Below are 17433 nucleotides of genomic sequence, written 5' to 3'. Positions count from 1 at the left end.
CTCAGCCGCGGTCAGTGTCAGAACGCCGACGCCTGGCGATCACCAGTGACGCGCCGCCGAGAAGCACCAGACCACCTGCCGCGGTGAGCAGCGCCACCGGTGCGTCAGAGGAACCGGTGTCCGCAAGCCCCGGGGATCGGTCGCCGTGACCGGAGGATCCGTTGCCACGATCGTCCCCCCGTCCGTGGTCGTCGTCACCGCTGCCGGGGCGGCCGTGGTCGTCGTCGCCGTCACCGGGGCGGCCATGGTCGCCGTCACCGCCGCCGTCACCGGGCCGACCGTGGTCGTCGTCGCCGTCACCGTCGCCGGGCCGGCCGTTCCCGTCGTCGTCGCCGGGCCGCCCGTTCCCGTCACCGTCCCCGGGCGGTGGGCTCCCGTCACAGTCCCCGGGCGGTGGGCTCGCGTCACCGGTCACGGTCACCTGCGCGGACACCGTAACTCCGGATGTACTGCCGACGAGCTGGAAGAGGTAGATGCCCGGTGGGACGCTCTCGGGGATGGTGACCGTTCCAGTCACAATGCCGTTGGCGTCGGCGGTGAAGGTGCCGAGCACAACGGTGTCCCCGTCTCCTCCGTCATCGCAGTCATCGCCCTTCGGTGTGGCCGCCGCAATGGGCTGTACGGACGAGGGCGATGTCCTCAGTGAACGTGCGGCCGCAGCCGCGGCTCCAGCGGCGGCGCCGGGGACGAGGCTGGCGACAACCGGCTCGGCCGGCTGGAAGCCAGTAGCGGTGAAGTTGATCGGATCACCGGGGGCCACGGTGGCGTCGTCGATCACAACACCGGGAGCTGGTGGGTACTGTGCGAACGCCGGCTCGGCGGCCACCAGCGGAACAGCTGCAATCAAGCTTGCGGTGGCGACGGCCATGGCGACACGCCATCTAGAACGTCTGGGCATCGGTTCGGGGCTCCTTCGGAAGACGCTTGATGAGTGATCATTCGTGGTGGGATGTTTCCGTTTCAGGCCGTGGCTCCGTGGCCGGCTATGGCCTGGTGGCAACTCCCGCCGGTCTTCGGCGCCTTTCGGCATGTGCTGCAGCGCTTCCTTACCGACTGAACCGCCGCGCCGGTGTGGCATGGGCCCCACCGCGTAGTCCTCGAGCAGCTCGGTGTGGACGACCACGTGGACTGGCCCCAGTCCGAGTTCGACTCGGTCCGTGTTCGCGCGCTGAAAGGGCGCACCATGGCGTCGTTGAACAGTTCCGCCGTCTGCACCACCTCCACCAACATCGCGCTGATCACTCCCTTGCCTCAATCGGCACTGCCGCAGGCCTTCTGCCATCGCCGACTGCCCGATTCGGACGACTTCTGGGCCACGACTCATCGGACAGCAAGGCCATTGACCGAAATCAAGCAACAGGATCCATAGACGTGGGCGGCTCGGGCCAAACAGGCTCGCCTGGTGCTCCGCAGGACGGCGCAGTGGTTGCACTCATGTGGCCCTCAGCGCTCGCGGCTGCGGCCCGACTCTGGTGCCGCACCGGGCGGCCGGGCGCGCGTCCGGGCTTGGCTGAAGCCCGGTGAAGGTCTCTACTTCAAGGTCCTCTACGGTGCGGTGGGGGATGCCGTCACGGCAGCGGGCCCCAGCTCTCCGCGTCGCCGGTCACGACGGGCAGATCCGAGGGCAGCCCCCATTCGCTCCAGGATCCGTCGTACACGGACAGCTCGCGATACCCGGCCAGTTCCGCGCCCAGGGCCAGGATGCAGGCGGTGACCCCCGACCCGCAGCTGAAGACCAGCTTCTCCCGGCCCCCGGAGAGTTCGCAGAAGGCGGCGCGCAGTTCCGGCGCGGAGCGCATCCGGCCCTCGTGCTGGATCTCCCCGAAGGGCAGGTTCACCGCGCTGGGCATGTGGCCGCAGCGCAGCCCCGGGCGGGGTTCGGGGGCCGCGCCGGAGAACCGTTCCCGGGAGCGGGCGTCGAAGACAGCCGAGGCCGGGTCGGCCAGGGCCGCCACCACCTCGCCGCTGCCGACGACCAGCCCCGCGCGTGGCCGTGCGGTGAAGGCGCCGCGCGGCCACGCGGGCACGGGATCGCCGCTCTCCAGCGGCTGCCCGGCCGTGGCCCAGGCGGGCAGGCCACCGTCGAGCACCGCGGCCCGGTCGAAGCCCATCGCCCGCAGCATCCACCAGGCGCGGGCGCTGGAATAGATGCCCGCGGCGTCGTAGACGACGACGGTGTCGGCGTCGTCGACCCCGAGGGCGCGCATTTCCTCCGTGAATCGGTCGGCGCCCGGCATGGTGTGGGGCAGCGGGCTGGAATGGTCGGACAGCGCCCCGTCTATGTCGAAGGGCCGTGCGCCGGGGATGCTTCCCCAAGCTCCTCGCTCGGGGGATACGCCATGCGCCGCGCCGCGGTGCGCGCCCACGGATGCGTCGAGGACCACCAGCCCCGGCGCGCCCAGCCGGGGCGCGAGCCAGTCGGTGCCGACCAGCGGGCCGGGGGTGTCCTGGCCGTCCTGGCTGTCGCGGCCGTTCTGGCTGTCCTGGTCGTACGGGGTGTACTGGTCGAGGGCTGGGGCACCGGGCAGCTGCACGTGGATCAGGTCCCCGGGCAGCGTCGCGGCCGCTCGCGCCACCGCCGGGTTGGCGCCTATGACCACAAGGGTCACGACGAGGTCTTTCGAGCTTGCCTTCTGCGATACATCGTGAGCCCCCGCTCTCAAGGTCCAGCAACATGCACAAGGAATGGCACAAAGACCACTCGGTCCGAACGCCATGAATAGGGCCGCACGAGGGCGACTGATCATTCGGGTGACGCGGCGATCACAAGATCGCAGCGGCAAGTGCCTGCTGTCAACAACCTTCTGAAGGGCCTTGAGGCCGGCCGGCCACGACATGCTCCCGCGCAGTCTGAAGCGCGGCGGCTGACGCCGACGGTTAGCATGCGGAACGAGGCCCGCAATTGCGACATGGGGGATCACAGTCTTCGACTGCATGGAGGCTCCACCGTGCGTAGACCCAAGACAGTCACCTTCATGTGCCTGCAACTGCTTTTGGGCCCTTCGCTGGCGGGATGCGCCTTCACGGAGGCCGAGAGCGCGGCGAAGGGATGTCCGTCCGGACAGATCTCTCAAGGCGGCACGTGTATTCCGGCCGACACCGCAGACTTCACCAGGAAGCTGGTCGAAGACTCGCTGAAGAAGTACAAAATCAATGCAGCGATGGCTGGGGTATGGGTCGACGGGGAAAGGATTTCGACAGTCGCTTCAGGAGAGTCGATGACCGGCGTCCCTGTTTCGACGGACATGCATTTCCGGATCGGCTCGATTGCGATTCCCTACTTGACGACCGAAATTCTCAGGCTTGTCGACGAGGGCAAGGTCAGGCTGGACGACAAGATTTCCCGGTGGCGCCCCCACCTTCCGCACGCGAACGAGATCACGCTTGAAGATGCTGGCCTCCACCACCTCTGGATACTCGGACTACGTGCGGGACCGTAAGTTCCTGGCCGAGCTCTACAAGAATCCGTTCCGGCACTGGACGGCGGCGGAACTGGTGAAGATCTCCGTCTCCAAGCCCCTCGAGAAAGCCCCGGGAACCGGATTCGTCTACTCGCACGCCAATTGGGTGATCCTGGGTGACATCATCTCGAAAGTGGAGAAGAAACCCCTGGCGGAAGTGATGCGGAATGAAATCCTGAAGCCCCTCGGCCTGACCCGGACCGAAATCCCGTCCACAGCCGAGATTCCTTCCCCGGTGCTCCATGCCTTCGACAACGAACGGGGCGTATTCGAGGACTCCACCTACTGGGATCCGTCATGGACGCTGGCGCCGGGAGCGGTCATGACCGCGACGCTGGAAGATCTGGGGAAGTCGGTGGCCGCCCTGGGTGAGGGGAAGTTGCTGACGCCCGAGTCGCACAGGGAACAGATCACGCCCGTCTCCAAGGTGTCGCCGACGGCCTCCTACGCCCTTGGGGTGATCGTGCAGAACACCTGGCTCCTGCAGAATCCATCATTTGCCGGCTATCAGGGAACGGTCGCCTATCTGCCGTCCAAGAAGCTCGCCATCGCGACGGTCGCGACACAGGGGATCGGAACCGACGACGCCAAGAATTTCAGTACCACGCTCTTGGTGTCGATCGCCAACCATATGGCTCCGGACAAGGCCTTGAGCGAGGGCCAGGAGTACTCACCGCCGACGACGAAGGCCCCGACCGGTGACGGTCGGGGCCTTTCAGTCGTCTATCGGGCCGTTCCGAAGTCCTGCGTCCAGTAATTGCCTGGCTGCGCGAGGCCGATGCCGATCTCCTTGAACGCACAGTTGAGGATGTTGCGCTTGTGACCGGGGCTGCCCATCCAGCCCGCCATGACGCTCTGGGGTGTGGCGTAGCCGTAGGCGACGTTCTCGCCGTAGGTGCTCCAGCTGTAGCCGGCACGCGTGATCCGGTCGCCCGGAGAGGACCCGTCGGAGCCCGTGTGGGACATGTTCCGATGGGCTGCCATGTCCTTGCTGTGGTCCTGAGCGGCCTTTGTCAGCTTCGCGTTGATGGTCAGCGCAGAGCAACCGGCTTTGCTGCGCTCGCTGTTGACGAGCTTCAGCACCTCGGCAGCAGCCCCGGTCGCCGGGGCGGCGGCCGCCGGTGCGCTTGGGGGCGCAGTGGTCTTCGGTCCGCTCGGAGCCGTGGTGGTCTTCGGTGCGCTCGGAGGCGCGGTGGTCTTCGGTGCGCTCGGAGGTGCGGTGGGCGTCTGCCACGCTCCCGCAGTCGGCTTCTGGCCCCTTGGGGCGTCCGTCCACCGCTGCTCGGAGTTCGCACTCTTCCAGTGGCCGTAGGACTGACGGGCCGCGTCCTCCTGAGGATCCATGCAGGCCATGGCGGCAGAGGGCACACCCACGGCTGCCACGGCGACGGCAGCCACGGTTATCTGCCGGTAGTACGTCTTCCTACGATGCTTGCTCATGCGTGACCTCGCTCATTGATCGCGGAGCGCCCCCGGGTGGACCGGCTCTGCGCAGATCCTGCGCCTGAGCTGCGGAGACGCCTTGCGGCCGCCATTCTTAGAACCGCTGTCAGGGAAGGGCAATGAGCGTCAGTACTAGCTAGCTTCGTAGGAGAGGACGGCCCTTGAAACGGGCGCGCAGGCGTGCTGGGCCGGCTCCTGGAGATCACGAGGATTCTGTTGCTCCGTCAGAAGCCCCTGCTCGCTCGATGAACGGGCGAAAGGGCCGAGCGGGCCGAATGGTGCCAAACCCTGCGCGGGTCATGTCTGCACCAAGACGGACAAATCTCACTATGTCGCCAGGGTGCCACCTACTATTCAGCGACCTGAGTGCGAAATGTCCATGTGGCCGATGTCACTGGGCGGCGGGGCAACCATGCCGACCTGGGCGTCTCCGGGATCACCGCGCCGCCCGGTACGGACCTCATCGGCATACGCGACGATCCGCCTGCATTCGGTCAAATACGGCTTAACCGCGCAAAGGGAAGCGTGATGGTGCTGGTCCGGTGTCTCGTCGGACCAGCACCGTGGCGACGCTTCAGCCATCCGCCATCGACGCCCAGTCAGAGCAGCGGCTGATACTGGAGGTTGGGGAAGTAGTCCTCCTTGGTGCCCTCGCGGCGCACGTCCCACGTGGCGCAGTGCAGCGAGCCGCCGTACTCGAAAACATTGCGGAACGGGATGGGGAAGACTTCGAATCCCAGCTTGTCGAGAAGGTCCTGGAGGGGCTTCTCCTGCTCCTCGCAGATGACCTTGGTCGGTGAGATGCTGAGTACGTTCATCGAAAGCCACTTGGACGACTGGCAGTACAGCGGCATCTCGTCATTGCCCAGGACGGGCTGAGGGACCTCGATCAGTTCCCAGTCGTTGTCGAGGAACATCTTCTCCTCGCCCTCACGCAGCGGTCGCTCCGGGTTGGTGAGGATCAGGCCGGGGCGCAGCGGCACGAAGGTGCAGTCGATGTGCGAGGGGAAGAAGTCCAGCGGGAAGTGCACCGGGTGGACTCGGAAGCCGCGCGGCTCCAGACGCCGCTTGAGCCAGTGGATGCCCGCCCGGTTGGTGGTCATCGACTCCTGGACCAGGATGTCCCGCCCGAACCGGCTCATGTCGGCGGCGTCGAAGATCACCTCGTCCTGGTTGATGCAGAACTCGAAGGAGTGCATCTCCGCGTGCCGCTTCTCCAGCGGCCAGTCCCAGAACTCCTCGCGGTACATGCCGTCGGCCATCGACGGCTTGGGCGCGGTCGTCCACTCGACGCGCGGGTCGGCGTTCCAGTACTCGTACACCAGCTTGCGGTAGGGCTGGTACTCGAAGTACCGGGCCCGGCGCGACATGGTGGCCTCGATGATCTCGTTGCCCATGGTGATCATCACGTCGCGCGGGCAGACCGCGCAGTACTGGTTCTCGACCTCGAAGTCGGGGGTGACGACCGGTGCCGAGAAGTCGTGCGTCTCGGGGCGGCGCACGGTGACCCCCTGGGACTCCAGCAGGGCCGCGAGACCCGCGAGTTCCTCGTTGGTCAGGTCAATGGCCTCCTTGGACTTCGGGCCGGTCGGGAAGGGTGTGCCGGGGGCGTTGCGTATCGAGGGCCGGCTGCCGGGCTCGGTCGGCTCGAAGCAGGCGTTGTCGGCGGAGCCGACCACCATCTCCTGGAGCGGGTCCCACTCATTCCATGAATTGACGACCGGGGAATTGCTCTGCATGTGTACGGTCACCTATCTGTGCAGGATGCGTTGGTTGGGTGCCGCGCAGATCGAGCGACGTTCTCGTACTCGTGAGGTTTCGGGCCGCCTGCGCCTGGGCGCGCGGGAACGCCGCTCGGCCCGCCATGCGTACGAGCGTGACGCTTGACCTGCGGTTCAGGACGCCGGATCCGTGCCCACCTTCACGATCCGGTTCCGTTCGTCGACGAAGACGACGCGGGGCTCCAGCGTGCGGGCCTCCTGATCGTCGACCGACATGTAGCCGATGATGATGACGATGTCGCCCGGAGCCACCAGGCGGGCGGCGGCGCCGTTGATGCAGATGGTTCCCGATCCGCGTTCGCCCTCGATGACGTACGTCTCAAGCCGCGAACCGTTGTTCACGTCCACGATGTGCACCTGCTCGCCCACCAGCAGGTCCGACGCCTCCATGAGGTCGGGGTCGATCGTCACCGAGCCGACGTAGTGCAGGTCGGCCTGGGTGACGGTGGCGCGGTGAATCTTCGATTTGAGCATGATCCGTTGCATGGCACGTGCGCCTTTCTGGTCGAGGTGGTGTTATGCCGCGTCGGTTGCGTCGGCGAGGCTCGCGGGACGCATGTCCGTCCAGTTCGTCTCGATGTAGTCGAGGCAGTTCTGCCGGCCGGTCTCGGCCACGACGATGTCCCAGCCCGTCGGAACCACGACGAACGCGGGCCACAGGCAGTGCTGGCGTTCCTCGTTGACGAGCACATGGAAGGTGCCGTCCTCGTTGTCGAAGGGGTTTGTCATGGCTTCAGTCCTTCTTGTCTCGGGACCGGCGCTCTGCCGGCCGTCGGGTCGTACGGTGTCGGGTCCCCGGGTTGTCCTCAGCTGAGCGCGTTGCCGAGGGCGCGCGCGGTACGGCAGCGGAAGACGGCCTCGACGTCGACGGCCCGCCCCAGCGCCGTCTCGATCCGGCCCGCCAGACGCAGCGCCGTCAGCGAGTCGCAGCCGAGGTCGAACACGTCGTCGTCCGCGCTGACGAAGTCGCGTCCCAGCACCTCCGCGATCAGCTCGCACATCAGCTGCTGCCCGGGCCTTGCGGCCGGCGGCGTTACGGGGGTCAGGAGCCGCTCCGTCGGGGCCGCCAGCGCTCGGGGCAACTCGGCGAGCAGCGACTGCAGTTGGGCGGCCACCTGCTGCCCGAACTCGGCGTCGAACAGGTCGGGGCGGTAGCTGACCTCCAGAAGGAGCTGCCGACCGGGTGCGACCATCAGCTTCAGCGGATAGTGGTAGGCGTCGCGGCCGGCCACCTCCACCAGTCGCAGGCCGTCGTCCGGAGCGCCGGGCAGGGTCTCGGCGTTCGGGAAGTTCTCGAAGACGACGCAGCTGTCGAACAGCGTGCCCAGTCCTGCCGCCCGCTGGATATCGGTGAGGGCGAGGTAGTGGTACGGGAGGAGTTCGGCCTGCTCGCCCTGCAGGCGGTCGAGCAGTTCGGCCACCGGCTCGGCCGGGTCGAGCCGCACCCGCACCGGAACGGTGTTGATGAACAGCCCCACCATCTCCTCGACGCCCGGCAGTTCGGCCACCCTGCCCGAGACCGTGGCGCCGAAGGTGATGTCCCGCCGCCCGGTCCGCCGCTGCAGGCAGAGCGCCCACGCGACCTGGACCAGCGTGTTGAGCGTGACACCGTGGCGGCGAGACGCTTCGCGCAGTGCGGATGTGTCCGGCTCGGAGAGTTCGACGGTGATGCGCTCCGGGAGGTCACGTATCCGCGCGGTGTCCTCGTCCGGGCAGAGCAGCGTCGGCTCCTTGAGACCCGCCAGCGCGTCGAGCCAGGCGGTACGGGCCTCTTCACGGTCCTGCGTGGCCAGCCACCGCAGGTAGTCGGGGTAGTGGGCGGGTGCCGGAAGGCCGCTCTCGTCACCGCCCTGGTCGTAGAGCGCGAGCAGGTCGCGCAGCAGCAGCGAGGTGGTCCAGCCGTCCACGAGCAGGTGGTGCATGCTCAGCACCAGCTGCTGCCGGTCATCGGCCAGTGCGATGTGGGTGCAGCGCATCAGCGGCGGCCGGGCCGGGTCGAAGCGCCGCAGCCGATCGGCGTCGAGCACCGCGTCCAGCCGCTCGGACCGCTCCCGCGGGTCGAGGCCGGTCAGGTCGTGGGAGTGCCAGGGCATCCGGGCCCGCTCGGGGACGACCTGCACCGGCTCCCCCGACCGCAGCTGCAGGAAGCCCGCGCGCAGCATCGGGTGGCGTCGCAGCAGGGCGTCGCAGGCGTCCCGGAACCGCTCGACGTCGACCCTGCCCTGCACCTCCAGGGCAATCTGCACGTTGTAGACGTCGAGGTCCCGGCTGTCGTACCGGGCGTGGAAGAGCAGGCCCTCCTGCAACGGCGTCATCGGCAGCGCCTGTGCGACGGGCATGCCTATGCGGGAGCCGAGTCGGGCGAGTTCCTCCGCATCCGGCTCCCAGGCCTCCTTCGAGAGGGCGGCCGCCGATCGCTGGACGAGCGCCTCCGGTCTCGTCCCGTGCGCCACCAGCGCGCGCAGTGCCGCGAACCAGAGCTGGGCCAGGCCGCTCACCTCATCCTCGGACAGGAGCAGACGGGCCCACAACCAGTGGGCGACCAGCCGAGGGCCTGCCGGGCCGTCGTCGACCGCCGCGTTCAGCTCGATGACGTGTGCCATCGGCATCCGCGGGTCGGCCCCGACCGGCAGCGCGTCCGACTCGGGCGCCACGTCCCAGTCCGACTCCCCGGAACCGCCGTGCCTGCCCAGGTAGTTGAACCCGATCTGCGGGTCCGGGTAGGCCGAGAGCTCGGCGGCCGTGTCCCGGTTCAGATGGCGCAGCAGTCCGAAACCGATACCGCGCTGGGGGACCTTCCCGAGCTGGGCGGTGACCCGGCGCAGGGCCTCGCCGAGGCGCGCGTCCGCCGGATCGCCGTCCGGAGCCCAGTCGCCGATCCCGGCGTCGACCCGGACCGGATACAGCGAGGTGAGCCAGCCGACGGTACCCGACAGGTCGACGTCCTCCGCGATCTCCTCGCGACCGTGTCCCTCCACGTCGACCAGCACGGCAGTGCTGTCGCCGAGTTCCTTGCCGCGCCGCCAGGCGGCGACGGCGAGTGCCAGGCCGGTGAGCAGGACCTCGTTCGTGTGGGTGCCGAAGGCAGCCGGCACGGTCGTGAGCAGCGGCGCGGTCAGCTCCGCGGGGAGCGTGAGGCTGAGTTCCCCGGACGTCGCGTAGATGTCGTGGGACGGCGAGAGGCGGGCGTCGGTGAGCGCGATACTGCTCGCGCCCAGGGTCCGGTGCCAGAAAGTGAGTTCGTCCAGCACGGCGGGTGCCTTCGCCGCGGACTGCAGCCTGCGGCTCCAGTCCCGCAGCGGGAGCGGTACGGGATCCAGCCGCGGGACGGCGCCCGCCTCCGCGCCCTGCCAGGCGTCGTACAGGTCGGTCAGCAGGATGTGCCACGAGACCGCGTCGACGGCCAGGTGGTGGACGGTGACGAGCAACCGCCCCTGCCGGCTCTCGCCGGCGTCGAACCAGGTGACCCGCAGCATCACGCCGTCGCGCGGGGCGAGCGCGTCCGCGTCCTCCCGGGCGCATGCGGCGATCCGCGGGCGGAGGGCGTCGGGGGCGAGGCCCGAGACGTCGACCCGCCGCACCCCGCCTCGCGGCGCCGCCGGGTTCACCGGATCCAGGGCGAGGGACCCGTCCGCCCGCAGACGTCCGCGCAGTGCCTGGTGCCGCTCCACAACAGCCCGCACCGCGACGGCCAGCCGGTCGGTGCCCAGCCCGGGCGGCACCCGGAGCAGCGTCGACTGGTGGAATGCGTCGATCGTCCCGCCGAGCTCCCGCAGCCAGTGCGAGATCGGCGTGGCGGGAATCGTGGCTGCCGCCTCGGCGCCCGCGCCGGACCGGCCTGCCGTGTGCGCCGCTGCCGCACCGGCTTCGGCCTTCGCACCGGCTTCCGCACCGGCCGCCGGATCGTCCGCCGAGATGGCTCGCAGGAATGCGGCGAGGGCGGTGGCGGTGCGGTGGGTGAAGATGTGTTTCGGCGTGATGCGCAGGCCTGCTTTGCGTGCGCGGGCGACGAGTTGGATGGCGGTGATGGAGTCTCCGCCGAGGGTGAAGAAGTCGTCTTCGGCCTTGGTGCTGTCCAGCCCGAGGACCTGTGCGAACAGCCCGGCGAGAGTTGCCGCGGTGTCGTCGGCGGCCGTATCCGGCTTGTCGGTCTTCCTGTTCGGCTTGTCCGCGGCCGCGGTCGGCTTGTCCGCGGTCGTGTCCGGCTCGCTCTGCTGCCGCAGGAATGCGGCCAGGGTGCCGGCGGTGCGGTGGGTGAAGACGTGCTTGGGGGTGAGGCGTAGGCCTGCTTTGCGTGCGCGGGCGACGAGTTGGATGGCGGTGATGGAGTCTCCGCCGAGGGTGAAGAAGTCGTCTTCGGCTTCGGTGCTGTCCAGTCCGAGGACCTGTGCGAACAGCCCGGCGAGGACTGCCGCGACGCTCTCCTCCGGCTCCCGGCGCTGCCGTGGACCCGGCGTCCCCTGCTGCTGTGCCGACTCTCCCGCCGAGCCCGGCTCGGGCAGCGCCGCCCGGTCGAGCTTGCCGTTCGGAGTGAGCGGAAGTGCGGGGAGCGTGACGAACGCCGAGGGGACCATGTACTCGGGCAGCCGCTCCCCGACCCGGTCCGCCAGCGTGGCGAGTCCGGCGTGGTTGCCGGCCGCCGCCACGACGTACGCCACCAGCCGCGGCGCCCCGCGCCGGTCCTCCCGTACCACCGCTGCGACCTGTGCGACGGCGGGATCGGCCGCGATCACGGTCTCGACCTCGCCCAGCTCTATCCGGAAGCCGCGGACCTTGACCTGGTCGTCGGCCCGGCCGCCGTAGATCATGACGCCGTCGGGCCGCCACCAGGCGATGTCCCCGGTGCGGTACATCCGGGCGCCGGGCGCGCCGAAGGGGTCGGCGACGAAGCGGGCCGCGGAGAGAGCCGGGCGGTTGACGTAGCCGCGGGCGAGCACGTCACCGCCGATGTACAGCTCGCCGGGGACGCCCGCCGGGACCGGACGCAGGAAACCGTCCAGGACATAGACCCGGGCGTCGGGGACGGGGCGGCCGATCGGCACCGCGCCCTGCGGCAGGGGGTCCCCGGGCTCGAGGCGGTATTCCATGCAGCCCACGGTCGCCTCCGTGGGGCCGTACTCGTTCACGACCGTCACGCCCGGATGGCGGGCGCGCCACTCCGCCAGCGCCTCGCCGGTCAGCTGTTCGCCGCCCAGGACCAGTTCACCGGTCGGCGAGTACCACTCCTGGGACGCGGCCAGCACCGGCAGGTGGCTGGGCGTGGCCTTGACGAACGCGGGCGCGCCGCCCGCGGGCCCGGCCGGGGCGTCGAAGTCGTCCAGGTCGACGATGCGCACCAGGCCGCCCGAGGTCAGCGGGCCGAAGATGCCGGTGACGGTGAGGTCGAAGGAGGGCGGCGAGTGCACCAGCGCCTGTTCGGCGAGGCCGGGGTAGGCCGCGCGGGCGAAGGCGAGGTAGCTGTCGACCGTACGGTGCTCCACCGCGACGCCCTTGGGGCGCCCGGTCGACCCTGAGGTGTAGATGACGTAGGCGGCGTCCGCGGGCCGTACCGGCGCGCCGCGCTCTGCGTCGTCGACACCGTGTCCCGGCAGCAGCGCCAGTTCGGCCTGCACGGCGGGGTCGCCGATCGGGATCACCGACGGATGCCCGGTGAGCGCCGGATGGGTGGCGTCGGCGCAGACGACGACCGACGGAGCGGCGTCGTCGAGCATGAACGAGATGCGTTCCGCGGGATACCCGGAGTCGACCGGCACATACCCGGCCCCCGCCTTCATGGCGCCCAGCAGTGCCACGATCAGGTCCGTGGAGCGCGGCAGCGCCACGGCGACGAGGTCACCGGGCTTCACACCGCGGCTCAGCAGCAGCCGGGCAAACCGGTTGGCCCCGTCGTCGAGTTGGCGGTAGCTGAGCGACCGCTCCGCGTCGGCCACGGCCGGCGCGTCCGGTGTGTCGCGTGCCTGCGACTCGAACCGCTGCGTGAGCGTCGCAGGCCGGTGACCGCGTGTCGGGTGCGGCTCCGTTGCGGGGCGGCCGCCCCACGCGCCCAGCACCAGCTCCCGCTCCTCGCCGGTCAGCAGCGGGATGTCGGCGACGGGGGTCGTCGGGGCTTCGGCGAAGGTGTCGAGCAGCAACCGCAGCCGGGAACTGATCAGTTCCATCCGCTCGCTGTCGAACAGCTCGGTGCGGTAGTTGAGTTCGAGCCGCAGCCGGGGGCCGGGGACGGCGACAAGGCTCAGCGGGTAGTGGGTGGAGCCGGTGATCTCCTGCTGTCCGGCCGCCTCCTCGTCCTCCTCCAGCGGGGCCACCTGCAGTCCGGGCACGCTCTCCCGTACGGATGCCCAGTCGAAGGGCGCGTTGCCGAAACCTGTCGAGGTGTCGAAGAGAGCGCCGAGCCCGGCCAGGCGCTGCACCTCGGCCAGCCCGAGGTACTGGTGCGGATCCAGCGCCGACTGCTCGTCCTGGATCCGGGCGAACAGGTCGGCCATCGACTCCGCAGGAGCGATCCGCACCCGGACCGGGATCGCGTTCATGAGCAGGCCCACCACGGACTCGGCGCCGGGCAGCTGCGGCGGGCGGCCGTGCACGGTCTGGCCGAAGACCACGTCGTCACGTCCGGTCAGCAGGGAGAGCAGCAGCGACCAGACGCCCTGCACCACCGTGTTGAGGGTGAGTCCGTGCTTCCGGGCGGTCGCCGCCAGAGCCTCGGTCGTGTGCTCCGGAAGTGTCACGGAGCGCAGCCCGGGCATCGCCCCGGCGTCCGCCGACGGCGCGCCGGGGGCGACGAGCGTCGGCTCTTCCAGGCCCTGGAGCGCGTCACGCCAGGCCTGTTCCGCGGCGGGGCGGTCCTGCCGGGAGAGCCACCGAAGGAAGTCGGAGAAGGGGGTGGCGGGGCCGAGTCCGCCGGCGTGGTCCGCACCGCCGCCGTCCCCGTCGGCCTCCTGCCGGTACAGCGCGAACAGGTCCCGCAGGACCAGCGGCAACGACCAGCCGTCCAAAAGAATGTGATGGTACGTCAGGACAAGTGCGTGCCGGTGCTCCGCCAGACGGATCAGTGCGAACCGCATCAGCGGCGGAGCCGCCATGTCGAAGCGGCGCAGCCGGTCCTGTGCGAGGAAGGCCAGCAGCCGTTCCCGGCTCACGGAATCGGGTTCCGCGGACAGGTCGAGCTGCGTCCACGGCGTCTGGACCGTGCGTCGGACCAGCTGCACAGGCTTCCCGTTCTTGCGCTGGCGGAAGCCGGCCCGAAGGACGGGATGACGCGCGAGCGTGGCCGCGCAGGCCGCGCGCAGCCGCTCTGCCGAGACGTCCCCAAGCAGCTCGAAGGCGGCCTGAATGTTGTAGACGTCCACTGCCTCTGAGTCGTACAGCGCGTGGAAGAGCATGCCCTCCTGCAGCGGCGTGAGGGGCAGCGCGGACTCGATCGGCGACTCTGTCACTTCGTTCACTGTGAGGTCTTCCCCGTAGGCGGTCGGCGGCGCGGACAGTGGCGGACGGCGGGTCGGCGGAACGGGGGAGGCCGACTTGGCCGATGCTGCGATGCTTCCCCACGGCCGAGGTGCGGGCCAGGCAGTCGACCGGCAGCTTCCCTGCCCGGCACCGGCCGTGGACCGGGCAGGTTGCCGGTGCGCAGATCGGCTCCGGACGATGCGGCCCGGCTGATGAAGCCCGGCTGACCGGCTCCGGACGATGAGGCCTGGCAGATCAGGTCCTGCTGATCAGATCCGACATGGAGACCAGCACCCGGCGCTCCCCGGTGAACGCTTCCCGGCCGTGTGACCAGCGCATGTTGTCGATCACCAGCAGGTCGTGCCGCAGCCAGTCGAAGCGCTGCGAGCGGCGCTCGAACGCCGAGCGGACCGCGGCGACCGTGCCGTCCGGGATCGGCGTTCCGTCGCCGAACAGCACGTCGTTGGGCAGTCCGTCCTCGCCGAGCAGGTCCACCAGGTCGGTACGCAGGTCGCCGGGCAGCGAGGACTGGTGGAACAGCACCAGGTGGTTGAACCACAGTCGCCGTCCGGTGCGGGGGTGCACCGCGATCGCCGGGGCCCGGCGGACCGTACGCAGGCAGTCGTCCTCCAGCCACTCCCGGTCCAGGCCGCCTGCCGCGCAGAACCGGTCCACCTGCTCGCGGCTGTCGGTCTGGAAGGCGTCGCGCCAGTCGAGTCCGACACCGCTGCCGTAATTCCGTACGTACCGCAGGCCCCGCGTCTCCACGGCCTCGAGCACGTCGGCGGGGATGTCCTCCAGCACCTTGGTGACGTCGGTGATCGGGGTCGCGCCGCCAGTCTCCGCCGGGATGACGGAAAAGAACGCCAGCCGTCCGGGCCACGCACCGGCGTACGAGGACTCGCAGTGCTGCGGGATCACCTCGCGCGCCGGGTACTCGGTGGACGTGAAGACCCCGCCGCCCACCTCGCTGCGCGGCGTGGAGCGCTCCGTGTACTCCAGCGGTTCGAACCCCAGCGCGTCCAGGGCCCGTTGGAAGTCCCCGGCGCCGTCGGCGCCGGCTCCTCTGATCAGCACCGCGCCGTTCGCGGCGACGCCCTCGTCGATCGCCCGGGCGTGCTTGCGTGTGAAGGACTCCAGGTCCTCGCCGTCGGCCTCGATCACGGTGATGCCGGTCAGATCGTTCAACTCTCTCAACTCCCTGGGGAAAAGGGGCCCGGTACCGGGGTCCCCGAAGCCGCGGAACGGCCGCCGGTCAGCGAAGCGCCGTCGCGAGGGCGCCGAGCAGGGCCGGCGCACTGGTGAAGAGGTAGTCGTGCCCGCCGGGCAGCAGCCGGACCGAGAAGTCGGCCGTGGCGCAGTCGCGCCAGCGCTCCAGCTGTGCCCCGCTCACGAGCGGGTCCTCGGCGCCGCCGAAGACGTGCAGCGGGCAGTCGACCGCCACCGGTCCGGCGCCCAGGTAGTCCTCGGTGAGGGCGAGGTCGCGGCGGACCGTACGCAGCGCATACCGCAAGTACGCCGGATAGCGGGCGAGTTCGGGAGGGAAGCCGCCGAACCCGTCCAGCCAGGCGAGCAGACCGGCGTCGTCCCGGTCCGAGATCCGGCTCTGCACCGGGGTGTGCGGCGCTCGTGACGCGGACACCATCAGCGCACGGGGCGGGGTCAGTCCGCGCTTGCCGATACGGACGGCGATTTCGTACCCGAGCAGCGCCCCGAAGCTGTGGCCGAAGATCGCGTACGGCAGGTCGAACTCGTCCGAAATGCCGTCGATCACGGCTTCGGCCAGTTCTTCGAGGGTGTCCGGCACGGGCTCCGCGCTGCGCACCCCGCGGCCGGGCAGTTCCACCGTCGCGAGTTCGACGCCGGGCGGCGGCACCGTGAGGCGCCAGGGCGCGAACGAGCCCGCGCTGCCGCCCGCCTGCGGCAGGCAGAACAGCCGCAGCCGGGGGCGGGCCGCGTGCACCCGGCCGACGATCCACGGACGGTCCGGATCGCGCGTCGGGGCGCTCTCGGAGGAGGTGAACTGTGCGGCGGCATGGGTTCGCATCCCGCTCCTTCCGTCGGCCGGCGTTCATCCGGGGCGGTAGCCTGTGCCGCTCATCGTGGTCCGGCGGCCGGGGCGGGACCAGGCACGGGGACCGGCAACCGGTCTGCCGCCAAGTTGCCCCGCCAGTGCCTGGAGAGCGGTTCCGCAGTGCGCCCAGACTCATGGCCAATAGTCCTGTTCCGGGCCCGAGGGGTGGACCGTAATCCAATGACCACTGTTCCCGACGAGGCGTCCCACATGACCGCTGTTCCCGGCGAGGCGTCCGACACGACGTTCTTCACCCTGGATGCAGTCACGGCCGACCTGATGGAGGTCGATGCGATCTTCCGGGCCTGCCTGAACTGGAACTACGGGAATCGCGACAGCCGTGTGTGGAGCCTCTACGAGAAGAACAAGGTCTCGCAGTGGAACGCCACCACCGACATCGACTGGGACCACGACGTCCAGTTCGGGGCCGAGCTGACGGAGGAGAACGGCGCGAAGCTCGCGTCCTTCGTCGTCGGCGAGGGCAGCCCGGTGCCGCGTGAACTGCTCACCCAGTTCCGCTGGGAGTACCAGGCGTGGATGTGCAGCCAGTTCCTCCACGGCGAGCAGGGCGCGCTGGTGACCACGGCCCGGCTGGTCGAGACCGTGCCCGACATCGACGCCAAGACCTACGCCGCCTCACAGGTCGCCGACGAGGCGCGGCACGTCGAGGCCTTCGCGCGCTACGTCGACGAGAAGCTGGGCACCGTCTACCCGATCAACCCCGGGCTGCAGACACTGCTGCACGACCTGCTGTCGGAGTCCAGGTGGGACATCGTCTACCTCGGCATGCAGGTGGTCGTGGAGGGCCTGGCGATCACCGCGCTCCGGCTCGCGAGCAGCGGCTTCGGCGATCCGGTGATCCGGCAGATCACCAAGATGGTCGCGAGCGACGAGGCCCGGCACATCGCCTTCGGGGTCACCGCGCTGACCGGCATGTACCAACAGGTCACCTCGGCCGAGCTGCGTGAGCGCGAGGACTTCCTGCTGGAGGCAATACAGCTGATGTCCCGCCGGTTCATGCTGCGCGAGGTCTGGGAGCGGATGGACCTCGACGTCGCCAAGGGGCTGCACTTCGCGCGTACCAACCCGATGATGGCCACGTACCGGCAGATGCTGTTCCAGCAGGTCATCCATGTGCTTCGGCAGCTGGACATGCTCTCGGACAGGGTGAAGGCGCTGCTGCTCGCGGAGAATCTGGTGCGGCCGGAGGCAATGCAGATCCGCTGAG

The 17433-nt window shown here is 69.6% G+C and carries 13 protein-coding genes; 4 read left to right on the top strand and 9 right to left on the bottom strand.

Annotated elements, in window-relative coordinates:
• Position 1 precedes the first annotated feature (1 nt).
• Positions 2–898 carry an LPXTG cell wall anchor domain-containing protein gene (locus ACFYWY_RS28035; protein ID WP_389190808.1) on the bottom strand — a complete coding sequence of 299 codons (897 nt, stop codon included), beginning with the start codon at positions 896–898 and terminating at the stop codon, positions 2–4.
• Between the two features lie 213 nt (positions 899–1111).
• Between ACFYWY_RS28035 and ACFYWY_RS28030 the strand changes: the two genes are divergently transcribed.
• Complete coding sequence (locus tag ACFYWY_RS28030) at positions 1112–1369, top strand: hypothetical protein (RefSeq protein WP_389190807.1); 258 nt, start codon at positions 1112–1114, stop codon at positions 1367–1369.
• A gap of 199 nt (positions 1370–1568) precedes the next feature.
• On the opposite strand, the gene ACFYWY_RS28025 is transcribed toward ACFYWY_RS28030, so the two are convergent.
• Positions 1569–2432: a sulfurtransferase gene (locus ACFYWY_RS28025; RefSeq protein WP_389190905.1), complete on the bottom strand. Its 864-nt coding sequence runs from the start codon at positions 2430–2432 to the stop codon at positions 1569–1571.
• Between the two features lie 516 nt (positions 2433–2948).
• Here ACFYWY_RS28025 and ACFYWY_RS28020 point away from each other — a divergent pair.
• Together ACFYWY_RS28020 and ACFYWY_RS28015 are read left to right on the top strand one after the other, a co-directional pair.
• Positions 2949–3440, top strand: coding sequence for a serine hydrolase (locus ACFYWY_RS28020; protein WP_389190806.1), 492 nt, complete (start codon positions 2949–2951; stop codon positions 3438–3440).
• Positions 3391–4218 (top strand): serine hydrolase domain-containing protein, encoded by an 828-nt coding sequence (locus ACFYWY_RS28015; RefSeq protein ID WP_389190903.1) that lies wholly within the window; start codon positions 3391–3393, stop codon positions 4216–4218. Before ACFYWY_RS28020 ends, ACFYWY_RS28015 begins: the two co-directional genes overlap by 50 nt.
• Here the strand turns inward: ACFYWY_RS28015 and ACFYWY_RS28010 are convergent.
• The 7 genes from ACFYWY_RS28010 to ACFYWY_RS27980 form a co-directional block, all read right to left on the bottom strand.
• Positions 4185–4901 carry a CAP domain-containing protein gene (locus tag ACFYWY_RS28010; protein ID WP_389190805.1) on the bottom strand — a complete coding sequence of 239 codons (717 nt, stop codon included), beginning with the start codon at positions 4899–4901 and terminating at the stop codon, positions 4185–4187. The two genes, ACFYWY_RS28015 and ACFYWY_RS28010, sit on opposite strands and share 34 nt — an antisense overlap.
• Positions 4902–5503: 602 nt before the next feature.
• The gene (locus tag ACFYWY_RS28005) at positions 5504–6643 is read right to left on the bottom strand and encodes a glycine amidinotransferase (protein ID WP_389190804.1); all 1140 of its coding nucleotides are present in this window, start codon (positions 6641–6643) and stop codon (positions 5504–5506) included.
• A gap of 156 nt (positions 6644–6799) precedes the next feature.
• Positions 6800–7171 (bottom strand): aspartate 1-decarboxylase, encoded by a 372-nt coding sequence (panD, locus tag ACFYWY_RS28000; RefSeq protein ID WP_389190803.1) that lies wholly within the window; start codon positions 7169–7171, stop codon positions 6800–6802.
• A gap of 30 nt (positions 7172–7201) precedes the next feature.
• The gene (locus ACFYWY_RS27995; protein ID WP_389190802.1) at positions 7202–7414 is read right to left on the bottom strand and encodes an MbtH family protein; all 213 of its coding nucleotides are present in this window, start codon (positions 7412–7414) and stop codon (positions 7202–7204) included.
• Positions 7415–7491: 77 nt separating this feature from the next.
• Entirely contained in the window at positions 7492–14130 is a 6639-nt protein-coding gene (locus ACFYWY_RS27990) for an amino acid adenylation domain-containing protein (RefSeq protein ID WP_389190801.1), read from the bottom strand.
• A 256-nt stretch (positions 14131–14386) separates the two neighbouring features.
• Positions 14387–15319, bottom strand: a complete 933-nt coding sequence (locus tag ACFYWY_RS27985) for a TauD/TfdA family dioxygenase (protein ID WP_389190800.1) — start codon at positions 15317–15319, stop codon at positions 14387–14389.
• A gap of 67 nt (positions 15320–15386) precedes the next feature.
• Positions 15387–16178 carry a thioesterase II family protein gene (locus ACFYWY_RS27980; protein WP_389190799.1) on the bottom strand — a complete coding sequence of 264 codons (792 nt, stop codon included), beginning with the start codon at positions 16176–16178 and terminating at the stop codon, positions 15387–15389.
• Between the two features lie 207 nt (positions 16179–16385).
• On the opposite strand from ACFYWY_RS27980, the gene ACFYWY_RS27975 reads away from it, so the two are divergent.
• Positions 16386–17432, top strand: coding sequence for a diiron oxygenase (locus tag ACFYWY_RS27975; protein ID WP_389190798.1), 1047 nt, complete (start codon positions 16386–16388; stop codon positions 17430–17432).
• The last annotated feature ends 1 nt before the right edge of the window (position 17433 follow it).

Source organism: Streptomyces sp. NPDC002870, from assembly GCF_042888505.1.
Classification (GTDB): Bacteria; Actinomycetota; Actinomycetes; order Streptomycetales; family Streptomycetaceae; genus Streptomyces.
This window is presented reverse-complemented; position numbering and strand designations above follow the sequence as displayed.